The organism is Pseudoalteromonas sp. NC201, assembly GCF_002850255.1.
Lineage (GTDB): Bacteria > Pseudomonadota > Gammaproteobacteria > Enterobacterales > Alteromonadaceae > Pseudoalteromonas.
The window spans coordinates 319,388-335,220 of record NZ_CP022522.1; the positions used below are offsets into that span (position 1 = coordinate 319,388).

At 44.2% G+C, this 15,833-nt stretch carries 16 protein-coding genes; 8 read left to right on the forward strand and 8 right to left on the reverse strand.

Going from position 1 to position 15,833, the window contains the following annotated elements; genetic code table 11:
* Nucleotides 1-22: 22 nt before the first annotated feature.
* From PNC201_RS01350 to PNC201_RS01365, 4 genes are all read right to left on the reverse strand, one after another.
* Entirely contained in the window at nt 23-409 is a 387-nt protein-coding gene (locus PNC201_RS01350; RefSeq protein WP_010607789.1) for a hypothetical protein, read from the reverse strand.
* Entirely contained in the window at nt 409-2,001 is a 1,593-nt protein-coding gene (locus PNC201_RS01355) for a S41 family peptidase (protein WP_102055926.1), read from the reverse strand. The genes PNC201_RS01350 and PNC201_RS01355 overlap by 1 nt, the downstream gene beginning before the upstream one ends.
* Nucleotides 2,002-2,064: 63 nt before the next feature.
* Complete coding sequence (locus tag PNC201_RS01360) at nt 2,065-2,685, reverse strand: endonuclease (protein ID WP_102055927.1); 621 nt, start codon at nt 2,683-2,685, stop codon at nt 2,065-2,067.
* 85 nt (nt 2,686-2,770) lie between these two features.
* On the reverse strand, nt 2,771-3,481 hold the full coding sequence (locus PNC201_RS01365) for a hypothetical protein (protein ID WP_102055928.1): 711 nt from the start codon (nt 3,479-3,481) through the stop codon (nt 2,771-2,773).
* A gap of 155 nt (nt 3,482-3,636) precedes the next feature.
* On the opposite strand from PNC201_RS01365, the gene PNC201_RS01370 reads away from it, so the two are divergent.
* Together PNC201_RS01370 and PNC201_RS01375 are read left to right on the forward strand one after the other, a co-directional pair.
* Nucleotides 3,637-4,017: a hypothetical protein gene (locus PNC201_RS01370; protein ID WP_010376275.1), complete on the forward strand. Its 381-nt coding sequence runs from the start codon at nt 3,637-3,639 to the stop codon at nt 4,015-4,017.
* A 118-nt stretch (nt 4,018-4,135) separates the two neighbouring features.
* Complete coding sequence (locus PNC201_RS01375; protein WP_102055929.1) at nt 4,136-5,305, forward strand: DUF3103 family protein; 1,170 nt, start codon at nt 4,136-4,138, stop codon at nt 5,303-5,305.
* Nucleotides 5,306-5,362: 57 nt separating this feature from the next.
* On the opposite strand, the gene PNC201_RS01380 is transcribed toward PNC201_RS01375, so the two are convergent.
* The gene (locus PNC201_RS01380) at nt 5,363-6,973 is read right to left on the reverse strand and encodes an endonuclease (RefSeq protein WP_102055930.1); all 1,611 of its coding nucleotides are present in this window, start codon (nt 6,971-6,973) and stop codon (nt 5,363-5,365) included.
* A 300-nt stretch (nt 6,974-7,273) separates the two neighbouring features.
* On the opposite strand from PNC201_RS01380, the gene PNC201_RS01385 reads away from it, so the two are divergent.
* From PNC201_RS01385 to PNC201_RS01405, 5 genes are all read left to right on the forward strand, one after another.
* On the forward strand, nt 7,274-9,091 hold the full coding sequence (locus tag PNC201_RS01385; RefSeq protein ID WP_102055931.1) for an assimilatory sulfite reductase (NADPH) flavoprotein subunit: 1,818 nt from the start codon (nt 7,274-7,276) through the stop codon (nt 9,089-9,091).
* Between the two features lie 44 nt (nt 9,092-9,135).
* Nucleotides 9,136-10,857 carry an assimilatory sulfite reductase (NADPH) hemoprotein subunit gene (gene cysI / locus PNC201_RS01390; protein ID WP_102055932.1) on the forward strand — a complete coding sequence of 574 codons (1,722 nt, stop codon included), beginning with the start codon at nt 9,136-9,138 and terminating at the stop codon, nt 10,855-10,857.
* 38 nt (nt 10,858-10,895) lie between these two features.
* Nucleotides 10,896-11,636: a phosphoadenylyl-sulfate reductase gene (locus tag PNC201_RS01395; protein WP_010607797.1), complete on the forward strand. Its 741-nt coding sequence runs from the start codon at nt 10,896-10,898 to the stop codon at nt 11,634-11,636.
* A gap of 104 nt (nt 11,637-11,740) precedes the next feature.
* Nucleotides 11,741-12,505 (forward strand): amino acid ABC transporter substrate-binding protein, encoded by a 765-nt coding sequence (locus tag PNC201_RS01400; RefSeq protein ID WP_102055933.1) that lies wholly within the window; start codon nt 11,741-11,743, stop codon nt 12,503-12,505.
* Nucleotides 12,506-12,518: 13 nt separating this feature from the next.
* Nucleotides 12,519-13,058, forward strand: coding sequence for a DUF4124 domain-containing protein (locus tag PNC201_RS01405; RefSeq protein ID WP_102055934.1), 540 nt, complete (start codon nt 12,519-12,521; stop codon nt 13,056-13,058).
* On the opposite strand, the gene PNC201_RS01410 is transcribed toward PNC201_RS01405, so the two are convergent.
* From PNC201_RS01410 to PNC201_RS01420, 3 genes are all read right to left on the reverse strand, one after another.
* Nucleotides 13,055-14,140, reverse strand: a complete 1,086-nt coding sequence (locus PNC201_RS01410; RefSeq protein ID WP_102055936.1) for an NAD(P)/FAD-dependent oxidoreductase — start codon at nt 14,138-14,140, stop codon at nt 13,055-13,057. The genes PNC201_RS01405 and PNC201_RS01410 overlap by 4 nt on opposite strands.
* A 71-nt stretch (nt 14,141-14,211) precedes the next feature.
* Nucleotides 14,212-14,430 carry a hypothetical protein gene (locus PNC201_RS23435; protein ID WP_102055937.1) on the reverse strand — a complete coding sequence of 73 codons (219 nt, stop codon included), beginning with the start codon at nt 14,428-14,430 and terminating at the stop codon, nt 14,212-14,214.
* A 77-nt stretch (nt 14,431-14,507) separates the two neighbouring features.
* On the reverse strand, nt 14,508-14,945 hold the full coding sequence (locus PNC201_RS01420; protein ID WP_010607802.1) for a hotdog fold thioesterase: 438 nt from the start codon (nt 14,943-14,945) through the stop codon (nt 14,508-14,510).
* A gap of 95 nt (nt 14,946-15,040) precedes the next feature.
* On the opposite strand from PNC201_RS01420, the gene PNC201_RS01425 reads away from it, so the two are divergent.
* Nucleotides 15,041-15,802, forward strand: coding sequence for a hypothetical protein (locus PNC201_RS01425; protein ID WP_010607803.1), 762 nt, complete (start codon nt 15,041-15,043; stop codon nt 15,800-15,802).
* Nucleotides 15,803-15,833: the final 31 nt, after the last annotated feature.

Consider the following 15,833-nt stretch of genomic DNA (forward strand, 5'->3'; position numbering starts at 1 on the left):
GCTAATAGATTGAGATCAGGCGCTATTTTTCCAGCTTTTTGCAGCTAACTTTACTGAGCACGACATAAGTATCCTTTTTCGGATAGTAGAGTACACACTGGGTGTCACGAAGCTGCAAGATGAAACTCTCATAAGCGAGATTATGGGCACCTAAAATTGGACTGCCATTGCCATCTAGGCTTTGGCCATGCTCAAGCAGTAGTGTTGGACTACGTTGAAAAACGGTGCTTGCGAGCGTCGGTGGTACGCCGCCTTTGAGTTTTACTATAGCTTGCTTGAGTTGTGATAACACCTCGGGCGTAGAAGCTGAGAGTACAGCCTCATTAACCGAAGTTGATGCAGGCGCGCTATTGCATGCTTGCATCAATAAAGCCAAAGCGATGATTTTCACCGCTTTTAGCGGCGCCATTATTGCGGATCCTTAGGCTTCATTAAAATTGCATTTTCCCGCTGTGGATAGACTGGAAGCGTAACCGCATGCTCCTTATTTTGATACTGTGGCAGAGCAGTAGGCGCAAATTGCGCTACATTTGGGCAACGACCGGTATCTATATGTGTCAGTGCTGCGGCGAAAAGATCTTCCTCTTGACTGCCTAGCGGTGCAGAGAAGTCATCTGCGACAATACAGCCTGGCACTTGTGCGCTTAGGCCAATTTCACCACTGCTTGACGCTCCTGAAGGGGTAAAGCCATCGGCATAAGCATCAAAGCCCTTCGCATTTTCCGAACCAAACTGAATGGTATAGTAAACCGTGCCGCAGTTTTGCGCGGGCACAAAGCCATAGGGCTTACCTCGAGTGGTACCACCGATCAAAAAGACTTCAACATCAATGCCGCGCAGGCCATTAATTACATTTTCACTGGCAGAGGCCGTGCCTCGTGTCGAGAGGATATAAACTCTAGGTAAAGTTACGGTGGGTAAAGAGGTGGTTGTAAACTTGTTTTCAGCCCAGTTAATTGCTCTAGACTCAAAAGCGGTGCGCTCTTCTTCAGCAGTACGCTTGTCATTTAAGGTGCTATAAGTGAAGGTTTTGTTTAGGCTGCTGTTGCCCGCAACCATATAGCCTAGTTGCGCTGCCATAATGACGCGACCACCACCGTTGTAACGCATGTCGAGTACCAGGTCGTCTATTTGCCGTGTTTTAAATAGATTAAATGCTTCAATTAATCCTTCTTGGGCTGTTGGAATAAATTGATTGAACTGCACATACCCAACCTGCTTGCCGCCATAGCTAATGACTTTAGCGTTTTGCACCGGTGAGGTTTCAATATCGACTGAAGTCAGGGTGACGGATTTTTCGTTGCCTGATTTATCTTCAAATACAAAGTTATGTGGCTCGCTTTGCTCTGGTGACAGGCCTGCATTCAGCGCAGCGGTATTATCACTTGAAATAAAGTCGACGCCATCTATCGAGAGGATCTTATCTCCACGTACGATCCCTGCATTCGCGGCTGGTGAATTAGGCTCTACTGCGGCGACAGTAAAGTTACGTGGTGGTGATGTGGATATGGCCGCCCAACGAATGCCATAACCGGTTGCAACACCCGATTGCGCTTCTTTTTGGAAGCTTTCATAAGATTCGTAGAAATGAAATTGATCTTTGGCATTGCCCGACGCCGTCGTTTGGTTTGTCTTTAATTGCTCGAAGTAATCAATAACAGTATCGAATTGTGTTGGGTCGTTATCTAGTACTTCGTCGTACCAAAGGTAGGTTTCGTTGGTAAAAGAGCGGAGCCACATTTTTTCATGCATCGCCGTACCAACCTTATCGGGATAAGGTTGGTCGTTGTTATATTTGTCTGTACCCGTTCTTGGGGAGGCGCAATAGTTAATTAACTGACTTGACGCAGGAAATTGATTAAACGTCCAAGTGGGCGGCTCGGTTTGTCCAGTGTTACTACCTGGGTTATCGGTGCCTAATGAATCGCTGCCACCGCCACCACAAGCGGCTAATAACAAGCTCATTGCTGTTGATGCGAAAACTAGAGTAATACGTTGCATCGTATTCACGTTCCTGTTTTAGTTGTATGACTAAAAACTAGCACCGGTTGGGTTATCTCGCAATCACTGTTTCTGCCAAGCCGTGAATAATTTCCGCTGTTGTGGAGAGATTTTTAACCCGTAGGTTTTTTCCATGTAAAAGTACGCATCAGCAATGCGTTTTCTAGCGTACTCTGGTGGTTCAATTCGGCGTAACTTAAAGTCAATCTTTACTGGACACGCGCCATAGTTTGCTTCAGTACTTGGTAACATGCCAAAACGAAAATTAGACCGATCCCCATTGATTTCACCAATCGCTGGAGCAAGGTTGTGAATATCTGCTTCCATCTTCCTGAATTGCTCACTGACTTTACGGCAGTGCTTTCTGCCGCCATCTTGCCAGCACTGCAACTGATGTCCAAATTCCCACGCGGGCACGATATGCTCCCACTCAATGCGCTGAGCACGGGCGTTTTCTTTGCCATTGCGAGTGTAAGGTAACCTCGGGGTATAACCACAACTTGCGGGATCAGGCACCAGCTTTTTGCCTTGCTTTTTGATATTACAATTACAATAAAGCGTGCGGGTATTGTCGGTAACTTGTTGTGATAAATGTTTCTTTGCTTTTGAGAAAGACGTGAACTCTTGAGCGTTAGCCGTTAATACAAATAAGCCAAGCGCTAAGATATAGCAATATCGTGACATAACCTCTCACCAAATGGTGGAATACAGGGAATGTCACTATATCAAAAAAATCATCAATACCAACAAGCGTATACGGTAAACCCCTTTATTTATTCAGTGCAGGGCGACGTTTTCTCCAAGGTGGAGATTGCAATAATAACAATATCCCTGTTAGACAAAAGAGCACACTCGTAGCGGCGAAGGAAATGAGCAAGGGGTTATTAAAATCCTCACGTTCGTCGTAATCCATAATGTGTAACATCCAAAAAAAATCAAAGATGCGCCACAGCGTGCTACGAACCGTCACAACTTCACCGCTGGTTGCGCTAAGATACAGGGTAGTGGAGAAGATATCGTTATACTCGACTCGCCAAACATCTTCCTTGTAACCTGCTTCTCTGGGGGCTGTGGCAAGTCGTTCAATATGGCTCACATCCGCTGCAATTAATAGGTGTTGCTTGGCCTGTTGTATTATTTGCTGTTGATTTGGAGTGGTAAAAGGTGCGCCTGTTATCCCGTTGAAAATGAGCTTTTCATCTTGGTTTAGCTTGACGATGGGAGTATCGAGAAAATAGCCGAACTGGATTTGGCGCACTTGCACCGTGCTTTGTACTAACTGATTGAGATCAGCTTGGTACGCGGCGGTGGGAAAGGGGTTGTCTAAGCTTCTATGCGCTAAGTGTTTACCATGGATCTTTGCCAATGGGATCGCGCTCATGACCAGCCCGCCTAATAGCCAAGCAAAGATCTGTAAAAACAATAAATAGCCAAGGTACTTGTGGAGTTTACGTGCGGGTTTTAGCAGTTTTTTAATCATCACAATATGTTATTCTAGTTGCTCGTGAGTATGATAACTATAATGCACGGTGCTTAGAATGTGACAAATTGTCGCATTGTCCAATAAGTAATGTCCTTATCACACTGATAAATAAGTCATTACTAGATTTAGCTTTACAAGGTAGCTTTTAATACATGTCTGAAATTCAATTTTTAAATGTCGATTTGGAACTGGAGTCAAAGCAGGATATCAGTGCGCTAGTTTCGGATTTAAAGAAAAATGCTATCGTGCTGCATTACGATCAAGATGACTATCGTCAATTGGCTCGCATCGAAGCAAATACCAATGAATTAACCCCTGATAAAGCGATTAACCAACTGTGTGAGTTAATTGAGTCTTGCTCTAAAGCGGCACTTAAGCAATGGCTAGGTTGTACCAAGCGAACTTTTGACATTGGTTTTAACTCAGGCAAGTCACCAAAGTGCTTTTCGCAAGCACTACAGGCAGATACGTTGCTTAGGATCTCTGCAATAGGTGCCGGTATAGAAATTACTATCTACCCAGTAGAAGAATAAAAACTCTAAAAGCTAGATTAAATTGTTTTATATGTTAACCATGTTAACATGTTGATAATTTACTTTTGTTGTTTTATCTTGTTTATTCCATAACACGGATTATTTCTAGGAACGCAAGATGAAACAACATGTAACCCTCTCTACACTAATGATAGCCATGCTCGGCGGAATGTCTTTCGCAAGTTCTGCGGCAGACAAGGTTAATCTTAATACCTACAGTTCACTTAAGCAGCTTGATAAATTTAACGCTGCACCAGTTCAAGTTGCTGATATAAAAAAGCAAATTGCGAAAAAATTAGCGCTATCACTTAATCACTTAGGTCCCCAAGTTCAAACTCAACTTAGCCAGTATCAGGATGCAGTTTCACTGGAGCAGCTACAAGTTCAGGGGTCAACTAAGCAGCTCATGACAGAAGCGAGCCAGTACACTCGCTCATTAAAAGGCCTGACTGACTATAGCTCTAATCTATACCAGCTGCGTATTGCTTCTAGCGAAATGCTAACAAAGTGGCAACAAGGTGAAGCGCCATTAATTGCTTTTGCGCCTAAAGGTGATGATAAGCACTGGCAATATGTAGAGGCTTTTGATGAGCACGGTCAATTGCATTTACTTGACGCACATACAATGCCAGAGCGACCTGTGCTAATCGTTGAACTTGATAGTGATAAGGTAAAACAAGAAGGCATTCAGGTAATGAAGCAAGTGTTTGCCAAGCAAGGCTTAGTAATGCCATCAATAGAAGTGCAGAGCAACGATGATGCAGAGCCGATTTCAACCAGTGTATTGAAGAAAATCAGACTAAATGACGATGAAGAGCCTTGGGTATCTGGGGCTGCGGAAGTTTACGGCATTGTAACAGGCGTCAACCCATCCCGAGATGAGCCCGTTCTAGATATTGTGGATATGCCATATTTGGATCACGATGGTACGGACTATACGCCTAATCAAATTATCATTCACTGGGAGCGATATCGTTGGCAAGCGGCAGATTTATTGCTGATGGAGCAAGACGACAATACTAACTATCAAGACTTAGCAACAACACTTTTGGATATTGTGACGCAAGTGATGCGCGCTATTCCTGATCCTAATGTTCAAGGCTATGCGATTATCCCGCAACTGACGAATCAATTGATCAAAGCGATGCCAAGCCATTGGTTTACTAACGATGATGACTATGTTGATGTGTTTTACACCTTGTTTGAAGGACAAACTTACAACGGGCATATGGGCGCAAGTGGTAATGCGAAAGTGACGATTGAGCCACTTACAATTAACCCTCGCTAAATATTAGCCAAATATGTTATTGAAAAAAGGCCAGTTACTGGCCTTTTTTATTTATAGTTACCAAATTGCTTCGACAAACTCTGGATGGTCTACAAATGGATTTCGGTTACCCTGAAATTCATAAGCCGCTTGGTTGCGCGCTTGCTCTAGGGCATCGACAGGATCTTCGTTATGCCATCTTTTTAGCATGTTGACGACCCAAGTTTCGAATACCTGGTGTTGTGTGCCATTGAGTACTGCATTGCTGTAGCTGGTATTATTTTGCCAGTTTGCAATCACATCTTGATAACGTGTTGCCATATAAAAGTAGACACGAGCAAAATCGCCTTTGAAATTGTCAATTGGCTCAAATACAGTGCCACTGTAATTAATACCAGATGCTGAACCTAGACGACTCCCGTTACTAGAGGTATAAGAAGCGCTTCCTACTTCACCAAATGGATAGTTACTGCGCTTTGAATTTACATAGCCATCAGAAGCAAAAATATGATGGATATCCGAATTCATCGGTTCTACTTGACCGCCAAACCAAGATTTGGGGAAGGAGTGTTCTCGGTTATAGCAATCGCCTTCGCTTCTGTAACTGCCGCACTGGGATCCTGTAGACACATAGCTAACATTATCATTTGCCGTTGGCTTCTCAGAGTAGCGATCTAAGATGCTGTTATCTTTTTCAAAATGGCGATCGCGCTCGTTCTGATCGATAAAGCCCCAAATAGCAGAATAACCTTGTGATTGGTGGTTACGAATAATCTGGTGTAACTCTGTTTTCAGTGCATAACCGCTCAGTCCAGTAGTAGAGGCATAGTAACCATCACCTGAAGGGGGAGGCGTGGTTGCGCCAAGCGTAAAGGTATGATCTTGACGATTGCTGAACTGGCCGCCGGAAGCGAGCGTTGTACCAGCGTGCGTTAAGGTATACTGGCCATTACCATTGGTGCAACAAATTCCGTCGCCATAGCTGTCTAAAATCGTAAAGGTATAACTACCGTCGTTAAGACATAAGTTTTCATTTACCGATTGATTATTGCTATAGCCACTACCACTAGCAACTGTTGTGTTTGCTGTATTAGTGATTTGCCAGCTTGTTTCGCTACCATAATTATCGGTCATCAAAGCGAGAGTGACACTATTATTTTGACAGCTCTGAGGCGGCTCTGGTGTGGTAGAAGTTGGACCAAAGCCGTCAACGTAGACAGTTTCATTACCGTCAAAACCACTGCCATCGTAAAAACGTAAGCCAACATTAATCGCAGTGGTTGCAGTTGCGGTATAGGTATAGCTAAGTTGTTGCCACTGCCCGACATTAAACTGATCTGAATAACCATGATAGCCGTCCACCACTAATCGTGCTTTGACGCCACCTTCCGTGTGATAGACCCAAGTGCTAAATTGATAGCTTTTACCTGCTTCAACGTTTACTTGCTGTTGTAAGTCTGTGCTACTTTGTGTTGCAGTAGTTACCTGCACCGCTGCGGCAAGATTACCGTCTTTTATTGGTGTCGTAACCGAGCTAAGTGTGATGCCCGAGTCTATCGTCGTCCATCCACTAGGGACTTGACCGCTCCAGCTCTCGAAACTGCCATTTGTAACTTCTGCAGCAGCGCTTAAGCTGAGTATTGAGCAATAAGAACTGAGTATTAGGTTTATATATTTCCCGTGTTTCATTTTTAGTCTCATTATTATGATTATCTGTATTATTGATTTGTCTGTGTATGACAGTTTGATTTTGCATCAAAACTGTTACGGCAATGTTAAACTTTTTAACGGTTAAATATCGAACTTCTTTTAATCTGTTTTCTTTGGACTTTTCAATCTTCAATAACTAAAAGGAATATAAAAGCAGATTCTATTCTTTTTGATCTCTCAATTTGCCACGTATGCTTCACGCTAATAAAAGTAGGCTACGCTGCGTGCGAGCCAGTTATGCAATGAGCAAGCAAAACCTTTTGGGTACGGGGATCCATGATGTTGTTAAGTCAACTTAATGCTGCAGCAAGTCCGCTGACACATGAACAACTGCAAAAACTACAAGGCTTAGTTGGAGAGTTAAATCCAATCCAACAGGCATGGGTGAGTGGCTATTTAGCTGCAACCGCAAATTCAGCTGCATTATCAGGTATTGCTGGACAAGCAACAGCGGGCGCTGACGAGTCTGCACCTCTGACTATTTTATTTGGTTCACAAACTGGTAACGCAAAAGGGGTTGCAAACCAAATTAAAGCTCAGGCGGAAGCGCGTGGCTTGACGACTAAGTTGGTCAATATGGCTGACTACAAACCTGCCAACCTGAAGAAAGAGAAGTTCTTAGTGATTGCTGTCTCTACTTACGGTGAGGGTGAGCCACCAGAAGATGCAGAAGCATTGCATGAATTCTTAGCGGGTAAGAAGGCGCCTAAACTGGAAGGTGTAAAGCAAGCTGTGATTGGCCTTGGTGATTCAAGTTATGAATTCTTCTGCCAAACGGCAAAGGATTTTGAAGCGCGCTTGGCTGCCCTTGGTGCTGAAATTGTTGTGCCGCGAGCTGACTTAGATGTGGATTATGAAGCTGAAGCCGAGGCGTGGATCGCACAGGCGCTAGATGCATTAGAGCCTGCGCTTAAAGCTCAGCAGCAAGCAGGTGGTGGTAACGTTATCAGCATGCCGTTTGGTGCTCCTCAGGCCGCAGCTAGTCAATATACAAAGCAAAACCCATTCGCGGCCGAGCTGAGTGTGGTACAAAAGATCACTGGCAGAAACTCAAGTAAAGATGTGCGTCACATTGAAATTTCCCTTGAAGGCTCTGATATCACCTATCAGCCGGGTGATTCACTTGGCGTGTATTTCTTAAATGACCCACAAGAAGTGGCGGCGGTGATCGATGTCTTAAAACTCGACAAAGCACAAACCGTTAAAATAGGTGAACTCACCGTTTCATTAGAAACGGCGTTGATTGAACATCTTGAGCTAACACAGTCGTATCCTGGCTTTGTTGAGAAGTATGCGATTGCGACTGGGAATGAGGAACTAAGCGCACTGGCAAACGATAAAGCGGCATTGCGTGCTTATATCGAAGAACGTCAAATCTTTGATGTGATTAAGCAAAATCCTGCCAACATTGAGGCGCAAGCGCTAGTTGATTGTTGTCGCAAATTACAAGCGCGCCTGTACTCTATCGCGTCAAGCCAAGCTGAGGTGGAAGATGAGGTGCATTTAACCGTAGGTTTAGTTGAATTTGATACCTTTGGTGAAAAGCATTTTGGCGGCTGCTCAGGTTATTTAGCGAATCGTGCTGAAGAAGGCACGAAAGTGAAAGTATTCAGTGAGCACAACGATAACTTTAGATTACCTGTCGACAATGCCACACCTGTGATCATGGTTGGTCCAGGTACAGGTATAGCACCGTTCAGAGCCTTCTTGCAAGAACGTGAGGCGCGTGACGCTGAGGGTGAAAACTGGCTGTTCTTTGGTAATCCACACTTTACGGAAGATTTCCTTTATCAAGTAGAAATTCAAAAGTATGTAAAGTCGGGTTTATTAACACATGTAGATTTGGCATTTAGCCGTGATCAGGCAGAAAAGATTTACGTGCAAGATAGACTGCGCGAGAAGGGCGAAGCTGTATTTGCATGGCTTGAAAAGGGCGCTCATTTTTATGTCTGTGGTGACGCTAGCAGAATGGCCAAAGATGTACACCAAGCACTTATCGACATCATTAAAACCCATGGAGGGAAAGATGATGAACAAGCTGAGCAATATCTTAAAGCATTGCGTAGCGCAAACCGTTATCAGAAAGACGTTTACTAACGCGTCTTGTTATACCGTCAGCCAATTTTAATGTAGGAAAGACAATGAGCAACTCTGAAATCAAACCGAATAGTAAGCTCGATGCAAACGCAAAGTTTTCTGATAATGAGCGTTTGAAGTCACAAAGTGCCCACTTACGTGGCACAATTTCAACGGATCTGACCGATCAACTAACCGGCGGCTTTACTGCGGATAACTTCCAATTGATCCGTTTCCACGGTATGTATCAGCAAGACGACCGCGATATCCGCCCAGAGCGTACTAAGCAACGCCTTGAGCCACTGCATAACGTGATGCTTCGTGCTCGTATGCCTGGTGGTATCATTAAACCACATCAGTGGTTGGCGATTGACGAGTTTGCAGCGGATAAAACCATGTATGGCAGCATTCGTCTGACAACACGTCAAACTTTCCAGTTCCACGGTGTACTGAAGCCAAACATCAAAGGGATGCATCAGCTGCTGAATAGCGTAGGTATCGATTCTATTGCGACGGCGGGGGATGTAAACCGCAACGTGTTATGTACAACTAACCCGGTCGAGTCTGAGTTACACCAAGAAGCGTACGAGTGGGCGGCTAAAATTTCAGAGCACTTGCTACCAAAAACTAAAGCTTACGCTGAGATCTGGCTGAACGGTGAAAAAACCGAGACAACGGCAGAGCCGATTTTGGGTGATACGTATTTACCACGTAAGTTCAAAACTACTGTGACTATCCCTCCGAACAATGAAGTCGATGTGCATGCCAATGACCTCAACTTTGTTGCTATTGCAGATGAGGGCAAGCTAGTTGGCTTTAATGTGCTAGTGGGTGGTGGTTTGGCGATGACCCATGGTGACGTTAATACCTATCCACGTAAAGCTGATGACCTTGGCTTTATTCCGCTTGAGCATACACTTGCCGTTGCTGAGCATGTGGTTTCTGTGCAACGTGACTGGGGTAACCGAGTAAACCGTAAAAATGCAAAAACCAAATATACGCTAGATACATTTGGTACTGAGGTGTTTAAAGCGGAAGTTGAAAACCGTGCCGGTATGACGTTTGAGCCAAGCCGTCCTTATGAATTCACTCACCGTGGCGACCGCTTTGGTTGGGTTGAAGGTATTGATGGTAAGCATCACTTAACAGTGTTTATCGAAAATGGCCGTATTTTAGATTTCCCAGATAAACCACTTAAAACAGGTTGTCGCAAAATTGCAGAAATCCACAAAGGGGATTTCCGCATGACTGCAAACCAAAACTTAATTATTGCTGGAGTTGCAGCTGAGGATAAAGCGCAAATCGAACAAATTGCCCGCGAGCATGGTTTGATAGATAGCGAGCATTCAGAGCAGCGTAAAAACTCGATGGCGTGTGTATCGCTACCGACGTGTCCACTTGCGATGGCAGAGGCGGAGCGTTATTTACCTGAGCTTGTGACAAAGGTAGAAGGGTTGCTCGCCAAGCATGAGGTTGCTGAAGAGAATATTATCCTTCGTGTAGTTGGCTGCCCTAACGGCTGTGGTCGAGCGATGCTAGCCGAGGTTGGATTCGTGGGTAAAGGACCTGGTAAATACAATATGTATTTAGGTGGTAACCGTGCTGGTACTCGCATTCCTAAGCTGTACTTGGAGAATGTCGGCGAAGACGTCTTCCTGCCAGCGCTAGATGAGTTGATTGGTCAGTGGGTCAGTGAGCGCAACGAAGATGAATGTTTTGGTGACTATGTCATCCGCAAAGAAATCGTTGCGGAAGTCAAAGTGTCAAAAACTGATTTCCACGCTTGATTTAGAACGGGCAGCTAGGCTGCCCATTGGATGAGAAAATGAGTGATTTTAAGCAAATATTGACTCTGGACAGCGCAACTCAGCGGATGCTACTCGCGGATGCTAATGCCCTACTGAGTGATAAAACTGCCGAGCAGAGAGTGGCTTGGGCACTGGAAAACTTACCGGATACTCACTTTTTGTCTTCTAGTTTCGGTATTCAAGCTGCGGTTATGTTACATCTTTTGACTCAGCAGCAGCCTGATATCCCCGTGGTACTTACCGATACGGGCTATTTGTTTCCTGAGACGTATCAATTTATTGAATCACTGTCAGAGCGTTTGGCACTCAATCTTAAGATATACCGTGCTAAGCAGAGTCCTGCTTGGCAAGAGGCGGTGTATGGTAAGTTATGGGAGCAAGGCGAAGAAGGGATTAAAAAATACAATACCCTAAACAAAGTTGAGCCGATGACTCAAGCGTTACGGGAACTTGGCGCAGGCACTTGGTTCAGTGGCTTACGTCGTCAGCAGTCTTCAACGCGTGCGGATAAGCCAATCGTTGAGCTCAGTCGCGGCACGGTCAAGTTTTACCCTATTATTGACTGGCATAATCGTGATGTGTATCAATATCTTACAAAGTTTGATTTGCCTTATCACCCGCTCTGGGAACAAGGTTATGTTTCTATGGGGGATGTTCACACCACCCGTAAGCTTGAACCTGGAATGACTGAGGAAGAAACACGTTTCTTCGGTCTGAATCGTGAGTGTGGGTTGCATATTGATGGTGATGGTATTTAGATCCGTAATGTTCATTTAGTAGATTTGAGTGTGGCTGGCTTTTTGACTTGGAAATTCCCAGCGATCGGTCATACTTAGTCTATTATTCGTTCAAGGTCTTGGAGGTGGCTTTGATCTACTTTCCAAAGACGATATTATTGCTATTTAGTTGTACTCTATCTTTTGTCGGACATGCCAAGACTGCGGAAGAAAGTAAAACGTTTGTCAACTTTGCAGTACAGTATTATCCTCCGTTCATTATCGAACATGCCCAAGAACGGGGTGTGCTCATTGATATTTTTGAGCTGTTTGCAGCACAATATCATTACCAACCAAACTACCCTGTTTATCCTGAAAAACGTTCGACTGTAGAAATCGAACGAGGAAATGTCGATGTGCGGATGGAGTCAGAGCATTGGTATCGTGGCACTATGCAAATGTGTTGGAGTGCGCCAATTTACACAATTGAAGACGTATTTGTTACACACAAGCAGGCTGAGCAATTTGATGTAAATGGCTTAAACGAGCATTTATTTTTAGGTCGATTTGGTTATACCTATCCTCAGCTAGAGCCGTATTTTGATAGTAATATGCTGCAGCGCAAAGACTATTACTCAGAATTTGATATTTTGTCCGTGCTTGCGGGCGGAAGTGACAAAAGTCTCGCTTTTTCTATTGTTGGCGAACCAACACTGCGTTGGTTACAGCTGAAATATCCAGTATTAAAAAGTACTATCAGCGTGCGCGGCGTTTCGGATGTCGCGCCGTTGCAATTGCAGTTTGGCCGCACTCAAAGAGCGAAAAAATTGTGTGATGACTTTAATCACTTTTATGCTGACTTTAAAAAAACGGAGCAATTTAAGCAGATACTGTTAAAGTATGGTCTCTAAGGAAAGTCAGAGTATGAAGATGAAAGCCGCAAGTTACTTAATGATTATGATAATGCTGGTGGCGTTAGCCAGTTTGTTTGTATTGAAGCGCCCTGATGGAAAGCCATGGTTAAATGTAAATTCGTTGACCAACAAAGTTGAGCAGCAGGTAACAGAATTAACGGATCAAGGTGTGAAAGCGTTCGATAAAGTGAAAACACACACGAAGGAGTTTGTGAGTGACGACACTCAGCAACCTACATCTGGGGTACAAGTGTATCGTTGGCAGGACGGTAAAGGACAATGGCATTACTCTGATAAACCCAATCCAAACGGCGAGTCGCAGTACTATCGTTTAGATGAGCGCAAAATTACCGTGATAGCAGCTGAAGACACAAGTATTCTGAATAAACAACCAGCGCAAGCTGTAAGTAAAGAAACCGCTTCGGCATTACCAACTGCATTAAATCCAAAAGCGGTAAAACAGGTGATGGAAGATGCGAAAAACATCCAACAGCTGATGGACGATAGAACGAAACAGCTTGAAAAGGCGCTGGAGGAAAACCAGCGCTAAAGTCGTTGTTCAATATATTCTGCAATGGCGAGACTTGCGGTCAATCCCGGTGACTCAATCGCCATTAAGTTAACAAAGCCTGATATTCCATGTGTTGCCTCGAACTGAATTACAAAGTCACTTTGCTTTTCTTTGCTTAGTTTGGGTCTTATCCCAGTGTAATCCGCTGTAAGCCTACTCTCATCCAGACTTGGCCAGTACCGCTTTATTGCGGCGACAAAGCGCGCTTTTTGGGAGTCATCAAACTGGTAATCAATATTTTCAATATATTCGGTATCAGGGCCAAACTTGAGTTGCCCAGCTAAATCTACTGTCGCGTGTACGCCTAATCCATGCGTGTTAGGGAGAGGGTAGATGAGCTGTTGAAATGGGTGCTTACCATGATAGCGATAGTAACGGCCACGACAATAATAGGCGATGGCTTTGTCGCTATCGCCGGTAATTTTATTGAGCACATCGGGGGCATTCAGCCCCGCGCTGTTTATCAGCTGGTCACAGCCCATTTCGAACTGCTCGCCATCGCAGCGCATCGCAACAATAAAATCACTGCCTAATTGCTGCGCGTGAATAAACTCACTTTGCATTGCGACAATCCCCCCATTACTTTCAATCTCAGCGATGAGTGACAGTATAAATTGGTGGCTGTCTAAAATACCGGTGGAGGGAGAGAATAGTGCGCTATGTATTTTCAAATAGTTGAGCTGTTGCTCGATGGTCTTGGATGAAGCAAAGTCAATATCCGTGACAGAGTTAGCATGGGCACGCGTCTTAATTTGTTCTAGGCTTTTCGCTTCCTCTGCGTTTGTCGCAACAATGAATTTACCGAGTCGCTGAAAGGGAATGTTTAGCTGCTCACAGTGTGTATAAAGAAGCGCTTTCCCTCTAACGCATAGCTGGTGTTTTAAACTACCATGGGGGTAGTAAATGCCTGCGTGGATCACTTCACTATTTCGGCTACTCGTATGCTCACCAACGCGAGATTCTTTATCTATAACAATAACGCTGCGGCTATGGCTGAGCTTTGCCGCTATTGCTAAACCTACAACGCCAGCGCCAATAATTAGGGTGTCGACCTTTTCCACAAACTGAGTACCTTCATAAACGTAGACGCTCAGGGTGCAGTAAAACCAACCCAATATCAAGCTGGTATACGCTAATCTCGGTGCTCTCGACGCATTAGCAAAATGGTCAGATATATTTTAGTCGGTAAAGAACAAATGAGACCGAGCGCGACACAGCTCGCACCAATTATAAAACCGCTCGGACCAAGATCATTCAGCCAGTCGGTCGTTAACATGGTGTGGCCCGTGAAAATTAAAATCAATCCCGCTACGATGAGCATATGCAGAGGCCAAAGCTTTTGAGTTGACACAGTACCACCTCACTATTTTGTGTGTTGCAATAATAATGAGGTGGATTTGGTTTTTTGTAGTTGTGATAGATCAAGTTTTAGCGTGATACTACTGCGGCGGTCATTCTGGAAATGCAGCATAGTTCATTGCGACTGTTAGTGATGCGGATCTCCCATACAGATGAACGTTTTCCTAGGTGCACTGGCTTAGCTATAGCTGTGAGCATGCCTGTTCTCGATGCTTTTAAGTGATTAGCATTGATCTCTTGCCCTACACAGTAGAATTGTTCGGTATCTACAACAAAGTTTGCTGCGTAACTTGCAACGGTTTCCGCTAAAGCAACGTTTGCGCCGCCATGGACCATACCCATGGGGTTATGATGTTCAGGAATCGCAGGCATAGTAGCAACTAAGTAGTCGTCACCCACCTCGCTGATTTCTATCCCTAACGTTTTCATAAGCGTACCTTTACCTGTCATGCCATCTTCCAGCTTTTTGCATAACTCTACACTTACGGGTTTAAACCAGATTGCCATACTTGTCTCTCTTTTGAATACATATGCTTACATTTTTTTACTATGGCGATTTTTTTTCGTAGTTACAATCGTTTCATTAACATAAAGGGGAAAGTATGAAAGCATTATCACTGATAGGACTGTTATTTTATTCAGGTTTCAGTATGGCCAACTCTCACGAAGTAAGTGTTGGTTTCGGAGAGTTTTTAGAGATTGAGGATGGATTCTTAGGTGTTCAGTATCGACACTACCTTACTGAGTTAGAGAATGATGGTACACCCTATGGTTTACAGGGGTATCTGCAAAAGAGTAATAACTTCTCTGTAGGTGGTTTTAAAAATGATGATTGGCATCTTTATCAAGCTGATGCTGAGTTCTTTATTGGACGAGACTGGCGAGTTGCCGTTGATGTAACTCAATTTAGAGATGACTCTGCACTTTTTACTGCGACGCGAGATACGATAGCGCTGGTACAAGTGGGACGTTTTGTTAGTGAGAATATGCAGCTTGGTGTTACGCTCATTGGTGAGCGCTCAGAATTTGATAACTACGGAGTGGATGAACGAGATACAGAAACGGCAATAGCGCCATTTTTTCGTTATACAGAGATTGATAATGGCGTTGGATGGGATGTAAAAATGCAAAAAGTCGCAGCCGACATCGACTTTTGGCAGATCCATGCTGGCTATTATTTGGCTAAGAATTGGCAGATCTCTGCATCAGCTCGATTACGTGAAGATGATTTTGATCAATCCGTAGTGGAGTTACAGACTGATTATTGGTTTAGTTCACAATCGGCGCTGAAGTTTGGAATTGGCAGTGCGCTTGATGATGGTGGCATCAATACAATTACGCTGATTTACACTCAAAGGTTTTAAAAAAGACGGCCGGTGCCGTCTTTTCCATTAA

Excerpts from the sequence above, each read along its gene's own strand:
- PNC201_RS01365 (WP_102055928.1), bottom strand. The coding sequence starts at position 3,481 with ATGATTAAAAAACTGCTAAAACCCGCACGTAAACTCCACAAGTACCTT.
- PNC201_RS01405 (WP_102055934.1), top strand. The coding sequence starts at position 12,519 with ATGAAGATGAAAGCCGCAAGTTACTTAATGATTATGATAATGCTGGTG.
- PNC201_RS01420 (WP_010607802.1), bottom strand. The coding sequence starts at position 14,945 with ATGGCAATCTGGTTTAAACCCGTAAGTGTAGAGTTATGCAAAAAGCTG.
- PNC201_RS01375 (WP_102055929.1), top strand. The coding sequence starts at position 4,136 with ATGAAACAACATGTAACCCTCTCTACACTAATGATAGCCATGCTCGGC.
- PNC201_RS01380 (WP_102055930.1), bottom strand. The coding sequence starts at position 6,973 with ATGAAACACGGGAAATATATAAACCTAATACTCAGTTCTTATTGCTCA.
- cysI (WP_102055932.1), top strand. The coding sequence starts at position 9,136 with ATGAGCAACTCTGAAATCAAACCGAATAGTAAGCTCGATGCAAACGCA.
- PNC201_RS01395 (WP_010607797.1), top strand. The coding sequence starts at position 10,896 with ATGAGTGATTTTAAGCAAATATTGACTCTGGACAGCGCAACTCAGCGG.
- PNC201_RS01425 (WP_010607803.1), top strand. The coding sequence starts at position 15,041 with ATGAAAGCATTATCACTGATAGGACTGTTATTTTATTCAGGTTTCAGT.
- PNC201_RS01355 (WP_102055926.1), bottom strand. The coding sequence starts at position 2,001 with ATGCAACGTATTACTCTAGTTTTCGCATCAACAGCAATGAGCTTGTTA.
- PNC201_RS01350 (WP_010607789.1), bottom strand. The coding sequence starts at position 409 with ATGGCGCCGCTAAAAGCGGTGAAAATCATCGCTTTGGCTTTATTGATG.
- PNC201_RS01360 (WP_102055927.1), bottom strand. The coding sequence starts at position 2,685 with ATGTCACGATATTGCTATATCTTAGCGCTTGGCTTATTTGTATTAACG.
- PNC201_RS01370 (WP_010376275.1), top strand. The coding sequence starts at position 3,637 with ATGTCTGAAATTCAATTTTTAAATGTCGATTTGGAACTGGAGTCAAAG.
- PNC201_RS01385 (WP_102055931.1), top strand. The coding sequence starts at position 7,274 with ATGTTGTTAAGTCAACTTAATGCTGCAGCAAGTCCGCTGACACATGAA.